This is a genomic window from Variovorax sp. 01N429 (genome assembly GCF_056399425.1).
Window position 1 is genome coordinate 1 of the sequence record NZ_JBFTRG010000006.1, and the last position, 14,089, is coordinate 14,089.

The 14,089-nt window shown below is 64.6% G+C and carries 16 protein-coding genes; 14 read left to right on the plus strand and 2 right to left on the minus strand.

The window, feature by feature from the left end:
- From AC1DSF_RS12285 to AC1DSF_RS12345, 13 genes are all read left to right on the plus strand, one after another.
- A partial coding sequence (locus tag AC1DSF_RS12285; protein ID WP_478123150.1) for a 3-hydroxyacyl-CoA dehydrogenase family protein occupies positions 1–663 on the plus strand: 663 nt, incomplete at its 5' end.
- A gap of 31 nt (positions 664–694) precedes the next feature.
- Entirely contained in the window at positions 695–2,164 is a 1,470-nt protein-coding gene (locus tag AC1DSF_RS12290) for a M20 family peptidase (protein ID WP_478123151.1), read from the plus strand.
- Between the two features lie 43 nt (positions 2,165–2,207).
- On the plus strand, positions 2,208–3,383 hold the full coding sequence (locus tag AC1DSF_RS12295; RefSeq protein WP_478123152.1) for an acetyl-CoA C-acyltransferase: 1,176 nt from the start codon (positions 2,208–2,210) through the stop codon (positions 3,381–3,383).
- Between the two features lie 59 nt (positions 3,384–3,442).
- Positions 3,443–3,838, plus strand: coding sequence for a PaaI family thioesterase (locus AC1DSF_RS12300; RefSeq protein ID WP_478123954.1), 396 nt, complete (start codon positions 3,443–3,445; stop codon positions 3,836–3,838).
- Positions 3,839–3,889: 51 nt separating this feature from the next.
- On the plus strand, positions 3,890–5,722 hold the full coding sequence (locus AC1DSF_RS12305) for an acyl-CoA dehydrogenase (RefSeq protein ID WP_478123153.1): 1,833 nt from the start codon (positions 3,890–3,892) through the stop codon (positions 5,720–5,722).
- Positions 5,722–5,934 carry a hypothetical protein gene (locus AC1DSF_RS12310; RefSeq protein WP_478123154.1) on the plus strand — a complete coding sequence of 71 codons (213 nt, stop codon included), beginning with the start codon at positions 5,722–5,724 and terminating at the stop codon, positions 5,932–5,934. The genes AC1DSF_RS12305 and AC1DSF_RS12310 overlap by 1 nt, the downstream gene beginning before the upstream one ends.
- Positions 5,935–5,944: 10 nt before the next feature.
- The gene (locus tag AC1DSF_RS12315; RefSeq protein WP_478123155.1) at positions 5,945–6,739 is read left to right on the plus strand and encodes an SDR family oxidoreductase; all 795 of its coding nucleotides are present in this window, start codon (positions 5,945–5,947) and stop codon (positions 6,737–6,739) included.
- A 9-nt stretch (positions 6,740–6,748) separates the two neighbouring features.
- A complete protein-coding gene (locus tag AC1DSF_RS12320; protein WP_478123156.1) occupies positions 6,749–7,210 on the plus strand; it encodes a PaaI family thioesterase in 462 nt (153 codons plus the stop codon).
- Between the two features lie 125 nt (positions 7,211–7,335).
- On the plus strand, positions 7,336–8,352 hold the full coding sequence (locus AC1DSF_RS12325; RefSeq protein WP_478123157.1) for an NADP-dependent oxidoreductase: 1,017 nt from the start codon (positions 7,336–7,338) through the stop codon (positions 8,350–8,352).
- A gap of 23 nt (positions 8,353–8,375) precedes the next feature.
- A complete protein-coding gene (locus tag AC1DSF_RS12330) occupies positions 8,376–10,016 on the plus strand; it encodes an isovaleryl-CoA dehydrogenase (protein WP_478182909.1) in 1,641 nt (546 codons plus the stop codon).
- Positions 10,017–10,048: 32 nt separating this feature from the next.
- On the plus strand, positions 10,049–10,987 hold the full coding sequence (locus tag AC1DSF_RS12335; protein ID WP_478123159.1) for a glutathione S-transferase family protein: 939 nt from the start codon (positions 10,049–10,051) through the stop codon (positions 10,985–10,987).
- A 170-nt stretch (positions 10,988–11,157) separates the two neighbouring features.
- A complete protein-coding gene (locus tag AC1DSF_RS12340; protein WP_478123160.1) occupies positions 11,158–12,063 on the plus strand; it encodes an SDR family oxidoreductase in 906 nt (301 codons plus the stop codon).
- Between the two features lie 66 nt (positions 12,064–12,129).
- Complete coding sequence (locus tag AC1DSF_RS12345) at positions 12,130–12,606, plus strand: DUF4262 domain-containing protein (RefSeq protein WP_478123161.1); 477 nt, start codon at positions 12,130–12,132, stop codon at positions 12,604–12,606.
- Here AC1DSF_RS12345 and AC1DSF_RS12350 read toward each other — a convergent pair.
- Positions 12,593–13,273: an RICIN domain-containing protein gene (locus AC1DSF_RS12350; RefSeq protein WP_478123162.1), complete on the minus strand. Its 681-nt coding sequence runs from the start codon at positions 13,271–13,273 to the stop codon at positions 12,593–12,595. The two genes, AC1DSF_RS12345 and AC1DSF_RS12350, sit on opposite strands and share 14 nt — an antisense overlap.
- Before the next feature lie 90 nt (positions 13,274–13,363).
- Positions 13,364–13,621: a type II toxin-antitoxin system Phd/YefM family antitoxin gene (locus tag AC1DSF_RS12355; RefSeq protein ID WP_478123163.1), complete on the minus strand. Its 258-nt coding sequence runs from the start codon at positions 13,619–13,621 to the stop codon at positions 13,364–13,366.
- Positions 13,622–13,718: 97 nt separating this feature from the next.
- On the opposite strand from AC1DSF_RS12355, the gene AC1DSF_RS12360 reads away from it, so the two are divergent.
- The gene (locus AC1DSF_RS12360; protein ID WP_478123164.1) at positions 13,719–14,078 is read left to right on the plus strand and encodes a DUF1428 domain-containing protein; all 360 of its coding nucleotides are present in this window, start codon (positions 13,719–13,721) and stop codon (positions 14,076–14,078) included.
- Positions 14,079–14,089: the final 11 nt, after the last annotated feature.

The window sequence follows — 14,089 nt, forward strand, 5'->3', positions numbered from 1 at the left end:
GGCTTCATCGGCAACCGCATGATCGAGCAGTACTCGCGCCAGGCGGGCTTCCTGCTGGACGAAGGCGCGACCCCGCAGCAGGTCGACAAGGCGATCGAGAAGTTCGGCTTCGCGATGGGCCCGTTCCGCATGGGCGACCTCGCGGGCAACGACATCGGCTGGGCGATCCGCAAGCGCCGCGCCACCGAGATCGCCGACATGAAGTACAGCCGCACGGCCGACAAGCTGTGCGAGCTGGGCCGCTTCGGCCAGAAGACCGGGGCAGGGTGGTACGACTACCAGGCCGGAAAGCGCGACGCGATCCCTTCGGACCTCGTGAACAAGATGATCGAGGACCATCGCAAGGAAATCGGCATCACGCCGCGCAAGATCTCCGACGAGGAAATCGTGCAGCGACTGGTGTATGCGCTGGTCAACGAAGGCGCGCACATCCTCGAAGACGGCATTGCATCGAAGTCCGGCGACATCGACATGGTGTACCTGACGGGCTATGGCTTCCCGATCTGGCGTGGCGGACCGATGCACTACGCATCGCAGGTGGGCCTGTACAACGTGGCCGAATCGATGAAGCGTTTTGCGAAGAACCCGCATGACGACGCGAAGTTCTGGCAGCCTGCGGCGCTGATCCAGAAGCTGGTGGCCGAAGGCAAGTCTTTCAGCTGATGAAGGCCACCCCCGTTGCTCGATGGCTTCCATGCTGAAACGTGTGTTCCTTGCGTTGGTGCTGGTGCTCGCCGCACTGGTGGCAGCGGTAGCGTTCAATACCTGGCGCACGCCGTCGCGGCAGATTGCCGTGGCGCCGGCGCCGGCGTTGCCGATCGACTTGCCCGCAGCCGCCAAGCGGCTTTCCAGCGCGATCCAGTTCCGCACAGTGTCCAGCTTGGACGATCCCGCCGGCAACGCGGCTGAATTCGACAAGCTGCACGCCTATCTCGAACAGCAATACCCCAAGGTCCATGCCACCCTGAAGAAGGAAGTCGTGGGCCAGCATGCGCTGCTGTATACATGGACGGGCTCCGACCCCGCGGCCAAGCCCGTCGCGCTGATGGCGCACCAGGACATGGTGCCCATCGCACCCGGCACCGAGAAGGCGTGGTCGGTCGACCCGTTCAGCGGCGAGATCAAGGACGGCTTCGTCTGGGGCCGTGGCGCGCTCGACAACAAAGGCAATCTGTTCGCGCAGATGGAAGCCATCGAGATGCTGATCGGCAGCGGCTTCAAGCCACGCCAGACGATCTATCTGGTGATGGGCGACGACGAGGAAGTCAGCGGCTTGCGCGGCGCGCTCCCCGTCGCGGAGCTGCTCAAGTCGCGCGGCGTGCGGCTCGACTGGGTGCTCGACGAAGGCTTGCTGGTGCTCGACGGCGTGCTGCCCGGCTTGTCGAAGCCGGCGGCGCTGATCGGTCTTGCCGAAAAGGGCTATGGCACTTTCTTCCTTTCGCTGGACACGGCGCCGGGCCACTCGTCGATGCCTCCAACGCACAGTGCCATTGGCATGATGAGCACGGCCTTGTCCAAGCTGGAAGCCTCTCCGATGCCCGGCGGCATCAAAGGCGTGGCGGGCCAGATGTTCGGCACGCTCGCGCCGGAGATGAGCGGCATCAATCGCGTCATGCTGTCCAACCTGTGGCTCACCGGACCGCTGGTCGAAAGCCAGCTCGAAAAAAGCCCGAGCAGCAATGCGATGCTGCGCACCACCACGGCGCTGACCATCGTGCGGGCCGGCAACAAGGACAACGTGCTGCCCGGCCGCGCCGAAGCGGCCGTGAACTTCCGCATCCTTCCGGGCGACACCATCGACAGTGTCGAAGCGCATCTGAAGAAAGCGCTCGGCAATGACGCGATCCAGGTCAAGCGTTATCCCGGCAACTCGGAGCCATCGCCCGTCTCGCCGACCAACGGCGACGGTTACCGCTCCATCGAACAAGCAGTGCGGCAGACCTTCCCCGATGCGATCGTCGCACCGGGCCTGATGACTGCCGCCACCGATTCGCGCCACTTCAGCCTCGTAAGCGATTCGGTCTATCGTTTCTCCCCGTTTCGCGTGAAGAGCGAAGACCTCGCGCGCTTCCACGGCACCAACGAGCGCATCGCAATCGCCAACTATGGCGAAGCGATCCAGTTCTATCACCAGCTGCTGCAGAACACGGCACAGCCCCAGTAATCGTCCCAGTAATCGTCATTCCTCTTTTTCAAAGGACCACATCATGACCAGCGCCGTCATCGTTTCCACCGCCCGCACGCCGCTCGCCAAGAGCTGGAAGGGTGCCTTCAACATGACGCACGGCGCCACGCTCGGCGGGCATGCGGTGCAGCACGCGGTGCAGCGTGCCGGCATCGATCCCGCCACGGTGGATGACGTGATCATGGGCTGCGCCACGCCGGAAGGCGCGACGGGTTCGAACATCGCTCGCCAGATCGCACTGCGCGCGGGCCTGCCGATCACGACGTCGGGCATGACCATCAACCGCTTCTGCTCGTCGGGACTGCAAACCATCGCGACCGCGGCGCAACGCATCATCGCGGGCGAAGGCGAGGTCTATGTGGCGGGCGGGGTGGAAAGCATCTCGTGTGTGCAGAATGAAGCGAACAAGCACATGCTGGCCGATCCATGGCTCGTCAAGCACAAGCCCGAGATCTACTGGAACATGCTGCAGACGGCCGAGCAGGTCGCCAAGCGCTACAACATCGGCCGTGATGCGATGGACGAATACGGCGCCGCCAGCCAGCAGAAGGCGACCGCCGCGCTCGAAGCTGGCCGCTTCAAGGACGAGATCGCACCGATCACCGTGCTGGCCGGCGTGGCCGATCCGGTGATGGGTCTGCGCACCAAGGAAGTCACCGTCGAGAACGACGAAGGCATCCGCCCTGGAACGACCAAGGAAGGCATCAGCGGCATCCGTCCAGCCATCCCCGGCGGGGTGATTTCCGCTGGCAATGCGAGCCAGTTCTCCGATGGCGGCGGCGCTTGTGTGATCGTCGACGAGAAGTACGCCGAGCAAAAGGGCCTGAAGCCCCTCGGCCGTTTCCTCGGATTCGCAGTCGCGGGTTGCGAGCCCGACGAGATGGGCATCGGCCCGGTCTTCGCGATCCCGAAGGTGCTCAAGCGCCTCGGCCTCAAGGTCAGCGACATCGATCTGTGGGAACTCAACGAAGCCTTCGCCGTGCAGGTCATCTACTGCCGCGACAAGCTCGGCATCCCGGCGGATCGGCTGAATGTCGATGGCGGCGCCATCGCCGTGGGCCATCCTTACGGTGTGAGCGGCCAGCGCCTGACCGGCCACGCGCTGATCGAAGGCAAGCGTCGCGGTGCCAAGAAGGTCGTCGTGACGATGTGCATCGGCGGCGGCATGGGCGCAGCCGGCGTCTTCGAGGTTCTCTGATTTCGAAGGAGAAGGCTGTGTCATCGCCCGAACGGGCCTCGCCCGAAGAGTTTCTGGCCATGGGCCGGAAGGTGCTGGCGACACAGCCATTCAGCGCGTTGATCGGCACGGAGATGCACGCACTGTCGCCAGGTCTGGTCGACATGCAATTGCCGGTGACCGACAAGGTCCTGCAGCAGGACGGCTTCGTGCACGGCGGTGTCGTCAGCTATCTGGCCGACAACGCGCTGACCTTCGCCGGCGGCACGGCCATGCAGGTGCCTGTGCTCACTGCCGAGTACAAGATCAACTACGTCCGCCCGGCCACTGGCGAGCGCCTTATCGCGCGCGCCAAGGCCGTGCACGTGGGCAAATCGCAGTCCGTCTGCACTTGCGAGGTCTTCGCGATCAGCAACGGCAAAGAAAAGCTCTGCGCCATCGCGCAGGGCACCATTGCCCGATTGCCCGAGCGGTAATTCCGGGGACGTCGAGCCCCATCCCCCACTGAGCGCACTGCGTTTCGAATCATGAGCCTTCGTCCCACCCTCGACTTCCTCCTCTACGACTGGCTTCACGCCGAGTCGCTCAACGAGCGCGAGCGCTTCGCCGATCATTCGCGCGAGACCTTTGACGCCGTGCTCGACACCTGCGAGCGCATCGCCCGCGAGAAGTACGCGCCGTTCAATCGCACCGTCGACACGCAGGAACCGCACTTCGATGGTGAGAAGGTGATTCTTCCGCAGGCCACGCATGATGCGCAAAAGGCCTTTGCCGAATCCGGCATGCTCAGCGCCGCGCAGGACTATGACATCGGCGGCATGCAGTTGCCCTACACGGTGCAGGCGGCGGCCAATAGCTTCTTCGCGATGGCTTCGGTGAGCATCGGCTCAGGCATGCTGACCAGCGGCAACGCCAATCTGCTGATGGTTCATGGCACGCCGATGCAGCAGACGGTGTTTGCGAAGAATGAGTTTTCCGGGCGCTGGTCGGGCACGATGTGCCTGTCCGAACCGCAGGCCGGTTCGAGCCTCAGCGACGTCGCCACGCGCGCCGTGCCGGATGGCCCCGATTTCCAGGACGATCCACTCGGACCGCGCTACCGCCTGACGGGCAACAAGATGTGGATTTCGGCGGGCGACCACGAGCTGACCGAGAACATCGTGCACATCGTGCTGGCAAAGATCCCCGACGCGGACGGCAAGCTGATTCCCGGCACGCGCGGCATCTCGCTCTTCATCGTGCCCAAGCGCATGGTCGATACCGAAGGGCAACTGACCGGCGAACGCAACGACGTGGCGCTGGCAGGGCTCAATCACAAGCTCGGCTGGCGCGGAACGACGAACACGCTGCTCAACTTCGGTGAGGGCAAGTATCCCGTGGGCGGCAAGCCCGGTGCGGTGGGCTATCTCGTCGGGCAGCCCGGAAAGGGCCTGCACTGCATGTTCCACATGATGAATGAGGCTCGCATCGGCGTCGGCACGGCAGCGACGATGCTCGGCATGGCCGGCTACTACGCATCGCTGGATTACGCCAAGACCCGCCCGCAAGGCCGCCCCGCCGGCCCGGCGGGCAAGGATTCGGCCAAGCCGCAAGTGCGCATCATCGAGCACTCCGATGTGCGCCGCATGCTGCTCGCGCAGAAGGCCTACTGCGAAGGCGCGCTGGCGCTCGAGCTGTATTGCGCGCGCCTCGTCGATGAACAGAAGACCGGCAGCCCACAGGCCGCCGACGATGCCCGCCTGCTTCTCGAAGTGCTGACGCCGATCGCCAAGAGCTGGCCCAGCGAATGGTGTCTGGAGGCGAATTCGCTCGCGATCCAGATCCACGGTGGCTACGGCTACACGCGCGACTTTCCGGTGGAGCAGTACTGGCGCGACAACCGGCTCAACATGATCCACGAGGGCACGCACGGCATCCAGGCGGCCGACCTGCTCGGGCGCAAGGTGCTGATGGAAGACGGTCGCGGCCTGACGCTGCTGGGTGGACGCATCGCCGAAACGATCGCCCGCGCCGGCAAGGTGCCCGCGCTCGCTGGCCATGCGAAGGCGCTCGGTGCGGCGTTGCAACGCATCGGCAGCGCGACCAAGGCCGCTTGGTCCACGGGCAACCCGCAAGACGCGCTCGCCAACGCAGTGCCCTACATGCAGGCATTCGGGCACGTGGTGCTGGCGTGGATCTGGCTGGACGTCGCGCAGCGCGCACTCGAGCAGGACGCAGCCAAGTCGGCTCCCGCGACTGCGGGACGCGTCGGCGCGACCGACTACTTCTTCAACTACGAACTGCCCAAAATCGGCGCCTGGCTGAACGTGGTCGAAAGCCGCGATCCGACCTGCGCGGCGCTGCCCGAGGAGGCTTTCTGATGGCCGAAGCCAAACCCCATGCCACGCTCGAAAAGTGGATATGGATCCTGATCTACGGTGGCCTCTTCCTCGTCATCCTTGGCATCGCGACGGGGCGAACGGAGGAGGGTCTTGGCTGGACCATGGCCGTGCCGGGCGCGATCATTGCGCTGGTGGGCGTCGTGCTCATCTACGTGCGCTCGCGCCTGGACGACCCGAAGGAATCACGATAACGGAGCCCACATGACTGCACGCAACATCCAGAAGCTTTTTGACCTCACCGGCAAGGTGGCGCTCGTCACCGGCGGCTCTCGCGGCCTCGGCTTGCAGATGGCCCACGCACTCGGCGAAGCCGGCGCCAAGATCATGCTGAGCTCGCGCAAGGCCGATGACCTCGAGCAGGCGGCCGCCGAACTCCAGAGCGCTGGCATCGATGCCCGCTGGATCGCAGCCGACTGTTCCAGGGAAGACGACACGCGGCGCCTCGCCGATGAAACCCTGGAGCGGCTCGGCGCGGTCGACATCCTCGTCAACAACGCCGGCGCAAGCTGGGGCGCACCGGCCGAGAACCATCCCATCGAGGCTTGGGACAAGGTCATGAATCTCAACGTGCGCGGATATTTCGTGCTGGCGCAGCAGATCGCGCGCGGCTACATGATCCCGAAGAAGAGCGGCCGCATCATCAATATCGCGTCGATCGCCGGCCTGAACGGCAATCCGCCGGAGATGCAGACCATTGCCTACAACACATCCAAGAGCGCGGTGATCGGCTTCACGCACACGCTGGCCGCCGAATGGGGCAAGTACGGCATCAACGTCAACGCGATCTGCCCCGGCTTCTTCATGACCAAGCTGGCGGCCGGCCTGATCAAGGCGGTGGGAGAAGAAAAGATGGCTGCCCACGCACCGCTCGGCCGCCTTGGCGACGACGAAGACCTGAAGGGCATCACGCTGCTCTATGCCAGCGAAGCCGGCAAGCACATCACCGGCCAATGGCTGGCAGTCGACGGCGGCGTCAGCGTCGTCCTTGGCGCATGATCCGCTGACATGACTTTGACCAAAGACAACATTCACCTTCGCTCCTACATCGACCGCATTCCCTTCGCGATGTATCTCGGCATCGAGATCGCGAAGTTCGAAGGCGGCGAGTCCGAATTGCACTACACCGCCAAGCCCGAGCACCTGAACACCTTCGACGTGACGCACGGCGGCGCCGTGATGACGATGCTCGACATCGCGCAGGCCGCGGCTGCGCGCAGCGACACGCCGGAGATCGGCGTGGTCACCATCGAGATGAAGACCACCTTCATGGCGCCTTCCGTCGGACCGCTGATCGCGCGCGGCAAGCTGCTGCATCGAACCGCGACCATGGCCTTCACCGAAGCCAAGATCTACGACGCCCAGGAGCGTGTCTGCGCGCACGCCACCGGCACCTTCAAGTACGTGAAGCGACGCCTGCCGATCGGCCCGGCGAGCGCCAACGAAATGCGACCCCCTTCCACAGACTAAACGACACACCCCCAGGCTTTCCCACTTCGTGTGGCCTCCACCCCCTTGCAGGGGGCAACACCAGCGGCCCGGCAAAGCCGGTTCCGCGGTATTTCCCAATGAATACGTAGACAGAAAGGTACGCCATGCCGATCAATCGCCAGCAACTTCTCGACAACCGCCCCGAAGGCGAGGCCGTCGCCAGCAACTTCAAGCTGGTCAGCACCGAAACGCCCGCGCTCAAGGACAACCAGGTGCTGGTTCGCCATCACTACATGAGCCTGGACCCCTACATGCGCGGCCGCATGAACGAGTCGAAGAGCTACGCGCAGCCGCAGCCGCTCGGGCAGGTCATGCAGGGCGGCACCGTGGGCGAAGTCGTCGAGAGCAAGCACCCGAAGTACGCCGTGGGCGACAAGGTCGTCGGCTTCGGCGGCTGGCAGGAATACAGCGTGGTCGATGCCTCGCAGCCGGGCGCGCTCAAGAAGGTCGACACGACGCACGTTCCGCTGTCGCATTACCTCGGCGCCGTGGGCATGCCGGGTGTGACGGCCTGGTACGGGCTCGTGAAGATCATCAATCCGAAGGCCGGCGAAACCATGGTCGTCACCGCCGCCAGCGGTGCCGTGGGCAGCGCTTTCGGCGCGCTTGCCAAGGCGCGGGGCTGCAGGGTGGTCGGCATTGCCGGCGGCCCGGACAAGTGCAAATACGTGACGGACGAACTCGGCTTCGATGCCTGCATCGACTACCGCGAGCACCCGGACATCAAGAGCATGAGCGCCGCACTGAAGGAAGCCTGCCCGAACGGCATTGATGGCTACTTCGAGAACGTCGGCGGCTACATTTTCGATGCGGTGCTGCTGCGCACGAACAGCTTTGCGCGTGTCGCGCTGTGCGGAATGATCGCGGGCTACGACGGCCAGCCGCTGCCGCTGGCCAACCCTGCGCTGTTTCTCATCAATCGCATCAAGCTCGAAGGCTTCATCGTCAGCGAGCACATGGAAGTGTGGCCGGAAGCGCTGGCCGAACTCGGCGCCCTGGTCGCGAGCGGCAAGCTGCGTCCGCGCGAGTCGATCGCGCAAGGCATCGAGTCGGCACCTGAGGCTTTCCTTGGCCTGCTGAAAGGCAGAAACTTCGGCAAGCAACTCGTCAAGCTGATCTGATTCGCCTCGGAAGGAGACTGGCAATGGATACGACTCACGAGGTCTTCAACCAGCCGGCTCCGCTGACCGGCTACAACCTCTTCGAAACCAACCGGCCGTTGCGCGATGCGTTGAAGTTCAATGCGCCGGACCTTCATCCGGCAGCGCTCAGCCATTTGGGGGCCGCCGTCGGATCGGCGGAGATGCAGACGCATGCGCGTCTCGCCAACATCCATCCGCCGGTGCTGCATACGCACGACCGCTTCGGCCGGCGAGTCGACGAGGTGGAGTTCCATCCGAGCTATCACGCGCTGATGTCCGCGGCCGTGGGCGCCGGGCTGCACGGCTCGCCGTGGGCGGCTTCGGGGCCGTCGGCGCATGTGCATCGCGCTGCGGGCTTCATGCTCTTCACCGAGCTGGAGGCGTCGATTCTCTGCCCCATCTCGATGACCTATGCCGCAACGCCCGCGCTGCGCGGCAATGCGGCCATTCATGCCGACTGGGGTCCGAAGCTCGCAAGCCTCTGGTATGACCCCGCCCTCAAACACTGGAGCGAGAAGCCGGGCCTGACCATGGGCATGGGCATGACCGAGAAGCAGGGCGGATCGGATGTGCGGGCCAACACGACGCGCGCGGTTCGGGTCGGCAGCGACGACTGGGGCGAGCGCTACGAGATCACCGGACACAAGTGGTTCTTCTCCGCGCCGATGTGCGATGCCTTCCTGGTGCTTGCGCAGGCGCCGGCCGGATTGACGTGTTTCTTTTTGCCGCGAGTGCTTTCAGACGGGAGCCTCAACGCCATCCACATCCAGCGCCTGAAGGACAAGCTCGGCAACAAGGCCAATGCGAGTTCTGAGGTGGAGTTTCACGGCGCGAGCGCATGGCTGGTCGGCGAAGAGGGGCGCGGCATTCCGCAGATTCTCGAAATGGGCACCATGACGCGGCTCGACTGCGCGCTCGGCACCAGCGGGTTGATGCGCCAGGCCCTGAGCCTCGCGCTCAATCACACGACGCAGCGCCAGGCTTTCGGTAAGCCGTTGATCGAGCAGCCCTTGATGAAGAACGTGCTGGCCGATCTCGCGCTCGAAAGCGAGGCTGCGACCGCGCTCGCGGTTCGTCTTGCGCGCGCCTTCGATCGTCAGGATGATGCGCACGAGCGCTTCATGGCCCGGCTTCTCACGCCCGTGGCCAAGTTCTGGATCTGCAAGCGAGGCAGTCACTTCGCCCAGGAGGCCATGGAGTGCCTTGGCGGCAACGGCTACGTGGAAGAGGGCGGCGAAGGCACGATGGCGCGCGTCTACCGCGAGATGCCGCTCAATTCAATCTGGGAAGGCGCGGGCAACATCATGGCGCTCGACCTGCTTCGCGGCCTGCGCAAGGGCGATGCCATTGCAGCGCTCACGGATGAGCTGGCGCCCGCACGCGGCACCGATGCGGCGCTCGACCGCCTCGCCGACGCCCTGCCTGCGCGCATCGAGGCCATGGCGACCGAGGCCGAAGCGCGCCGCCTCGCGCAGGACGTGGCGCTGGCGGTGCAGGGTGCCTTGCTCGCCCAGACCGCGCCGGGGGCCGTCGTCGGTGCGTTCTGCGCATCGCGCATCGGCGGCGACTGGGGGCAAGCCTTCGGCACCCTGGGCGCAGGCATCGATTTCGATTCGATCATTGCGCGTGCGCAGCCCCACTGACCAGCAAGAACTCAAAAGCAAAAAGGACTCTCATGGCCGACCTGATCCTGCATCACTACGCGACCTCGCCGTTTTCCGAGAAGATCCGCCTGATCCTTGGCTACAAGAAGCTGGCGTGGAAGTCGGTGATCATTCCGGCCATCATGCCCAAGCCCGACCTCGTGGCGCTCACCGGGGGCTATCGCAAGACGCCAGTGCTTCAGATCGGGGCCGACATCTACTGCGACACCGCATTGATCTGCGATGTGCTCGAGCACCTGTCGCCGCTGCCTTCGATCTACCCGGAGCCGGGCAAGGGCCTGTCGCGTCTTGTTGCCCAGTGGGCCGACAGCACGATGTTCTGGGCCGCCATGGCCTACAGCCTCAGCGGCAAGGGCCTCGCTGACGCATTCGCGAAGGCGCCGCCCGAAGTCGCCAAGGCTTTCAGCGACGATCGCAAGGCGATGAGTGGCAATTTGGTGCGGCTGCGCCCCAGTGATGCCGCGTCGGCCTACAAGTCGTATCTGCGGCGGCTGTCCGACATGCTGGACGACACCGACTACCTGCTGGGCGGTTTTCCCACGGTGGCGGATTTCTCGTGCTACCACGCGCTCTGGTTCACGCGCAAGCGCACGCCTTCCATGGCGGGCATCCTGCACCTCACGCCCGCGGTGGTGGATTGGATGGACCGCATGGCAGCTATCGGCCACGGGTCCATGGAGACCTTCGATGCCGCGCAAGCCATCGAAATCGCCGCCGCCTCGACGCCGCACACGCTGCTGTCCGACAGCACCTTCCAGGACGACCATGGCATCGCGCTCGGCTCGCGCGTCACCGTCACTGCCGAGAGCTTCGGCCCGGAGTCGACCGAAGGCGAACTGATCGCCGCCACGCGCACGCACTACACGTTGCGCCGCACCGGAGAGCGCACGGGCACCGTGCACGTTCACTTTCCGCGCGTCGGATTCGTGCTGCGGCAGGCCGAGGGCTGAGCGGATCGCGCAGCAGATGGCCGAGCCTGTCCAGAATGGCCTGCATTGCCCGTTCGGCCGTGCGCCGGCTTGAAGGCCGCGTGGACGAGCACCTTTGCGACTGCGGCGTCGCTGATTCCGTATTTCAATAGCGGTTTATTCCAAGACAAGAGACGAAAGGATTGGCGCAAATGATTCAGGATTTCAAGGGCACCACGGCCGTTCTCACTGGCGCGGGTTCGGGCTTCGGGCTTGAATGCGCGCGCATCGGCGCCCAGCGCGGCATGAACCTCGTGCTGGTCGACGTGCAGCAGGACGCGCTCGATCGCGCACAGGCCGAGATGGAAGCCGCCGGGGCGCAAGTTCTGGCGCGCAAGGTCGACGTCTCCGACGCCGGGCAGATGGAGGATCTCGCCAAGGCCGTGCAGAAGCGTTTCGGCGCGCCGCACTTCGTCTTCAACAACGCGGGCGTCGGCGCCGGCGGCCTCGTCTGGGAAAACACCGTCGCCGATTGGGAATGGGTACTCGGCGTCGATCTCTGGGGCGTGGTGCACGGTGTGCGCCTGTTCACGCCGATGATGCTGGAAGCGGCGGCGAAGGACCCGGCCTACCGTGGCCACATCGTCAACACGTCGAGCATGGCCGGCCTGCTCACGCCGCCCAACATGGGCATCTACAACACCGCGAAGGCCGCAGTGGTGAGCCTGACCGAGACGCTCTACCAGGACCTGAAGCTCGTGACGGACCAGGTCGGCGCCAGCCTCTTGTGCCCGTACTTCGTGCCCACCGGCATCACCCAGAGCGATCGCAATCGGCCGAGCTCACTGCCCGCCGGCCAACTCACCAAGAGCCAACTGATCGGGCAGGCGATGAGCAACAAGGCCGTCAGCAGCGGCAAGGTGACGGCAGCCGAAGTGGCGCAAAAGGTTTTCGAAGCGATCACCGCCAACCAGTTCTATGTGTTCAGCCACCCCAAGGCCCTGGGCAACGTGAAGAGCCGGATGGAAAACATCGTCTCCATCACCAATCCGGCGGATCCTTTCCTGGAGAGGCCGGACATCGGCGCGCAACTGCGGGCACAGCTTCGCGAGGGCTGAATCGCGCTTTCCGAGGGATACTGACGCCGCAGAAATGTTCGGCATCAGATCGATGGAGTGCGATAGATGTTCATCGAGCGCGAGGTTGTCGCGACGCTCAAGCGGCGCATTGCCCGGCAAGGATGGGCCATGGCGGCCGTCGGGACCCGAAGCACGGCCCTGACCTACGTCTATACGGTGGGGCTTCAGAAGACCTTCGCGCATCCTGACCTGATCATCTTCGGCATCGCACCGCCGGAGGCCGAGGGCATTCTGGAAGCCATTGCGCAGCGGGTGAAGGCCGGGGAGCCGCTGTACGAGGGCGTCATGATCGTCGGCGCGGCACCAGCCCCTTTGATGCCTCGGGCCGCCGACGCCGAGCGCCTCGAGCTGTTGATTCCGCCGCAGCTCGCGCGCGGCCGGCATCGATATTTTCAGATCGTCTGGCCCGATGCGAAGGAGCGGTTTCCATGGGAGAGCGGATTCGACAGGAGAAGGCTTCGGGGCCAGTCGTTTCTCTTCGACCTCGATGGAGCGGCGGCAGCGGACCTCACCTCAGGTTGAACGGCGCGTCCCAGTCTTGAACGTCGACCAGTTCCCACTCCTGGTTGGCAGCGTTGGGTGCGCTGAACCTGGCGACGCATTCGCGCGCTTGCAGCCCCGAGCCTTGTTCCGGCAGGCCCGTGATGTGGCCGTTCGCGGCATCCAGGCATCGGCGGCCACGGTCATGATAGTTTTCCAGCACCGTCCGGCGCCCCATGACACATCGGCTTCGGGGCGCGCATTCAGCCGCCGTCATTGCCACAGCGCGCAGCCGCCACAACTGCGAAGCGTCTCCGCTGCATGTCTCCTGGACCACCGGCGCGCCGGCCTGGAAACCCGTGGTGCCCAGACACTTCGCTGAATGTCGCGCCCTCAACAGGAACCACTGTTCTTGCAAGGGCTCGGTATCGCCTGATCGAGGCAGCCGCTGGATGCTGAACTGCTGGCTCGGGCTGCCGTAGTTCGGCCAAAGCACGACCGGGGCCCCATCGTCCGTGCGGTGTGCGAGCACCTCGGCCATCATCAGCGTGCCGGCGTTCACGACGTAGAAGTACGGGACTTGCGCAACCGCGGGGTCAGGCGGGGCGGCGAGCGCGGACGTGGCTGCAAGCATGAGGGCAGCAAAGAGGCGGCCCTTGGGTGCTTTGGGTGCTTTGATTTTGCGAAGCGCGATCGGGTCAGCGTGCATGACAACCTCCGTCCGGCGGGACATGACAAGAGTGAACCATCCGGGCGAATGCGTCAACAGCACGCGGAGAGCAGGCGCGTTGGCGTGCGGTTAGAGATCCTCAATGTCCACCTCGACAGCCTGCGACTTCTCGGCCAGCCGGGCGACTGCTTTGCGGTACAGCTCTTGGTCTGCAAGCTCCTCCATCATTGCTTCGAACAGGCAAGGTTCGACCACGAAGAACGCGGCGCGGCTGTGGTTGTGGTTGAACACCGCTACGGGACGGTTGCCCGCCTTTCTCAGAACGGCCGCGGGGTTCATCTTGAATTCGGACACGTTTACGGCGAGTTCAGCAGGAATGGCCTTCATAAATAGTCCATATTTTGCGTGCAGTGATCAACCCGGCTTTGCGAATGCCCCGAGACTCCGCTACTGTTGACGCTCCAGCCCCAAAGGAGACACTTGCATGGCCTACGTCGACGCATACGTCCTCCCCGTTCCCAAGCGCAACATCGAGCAGTACCGCGAGATGGCGACGCGCGCGGGAAAAATCTGGCGCGAACATGGCGCCCTCTCATACCGCGAGTGCATTGCCGAAGACGTGCAGTCCGGCGAACTGACGTCCTTCCCGCAAAGCGTGCACTTGAAGGATGACGAAGTCGTCGTGTTCTCCTACGTCACCTTCGAGTCGCGCGACCGGCGGGATGAGGTCAACGCGCTGGTGATGACCGACCCACGTCTCGCCAACATGATGGATCCCCAGCGCCTGCCTTTCGACGGCAAGCGGATGTTCTGGGGCGGCTTCGACGTGCTGCTCGATGCCTGATCGAGCCGGCT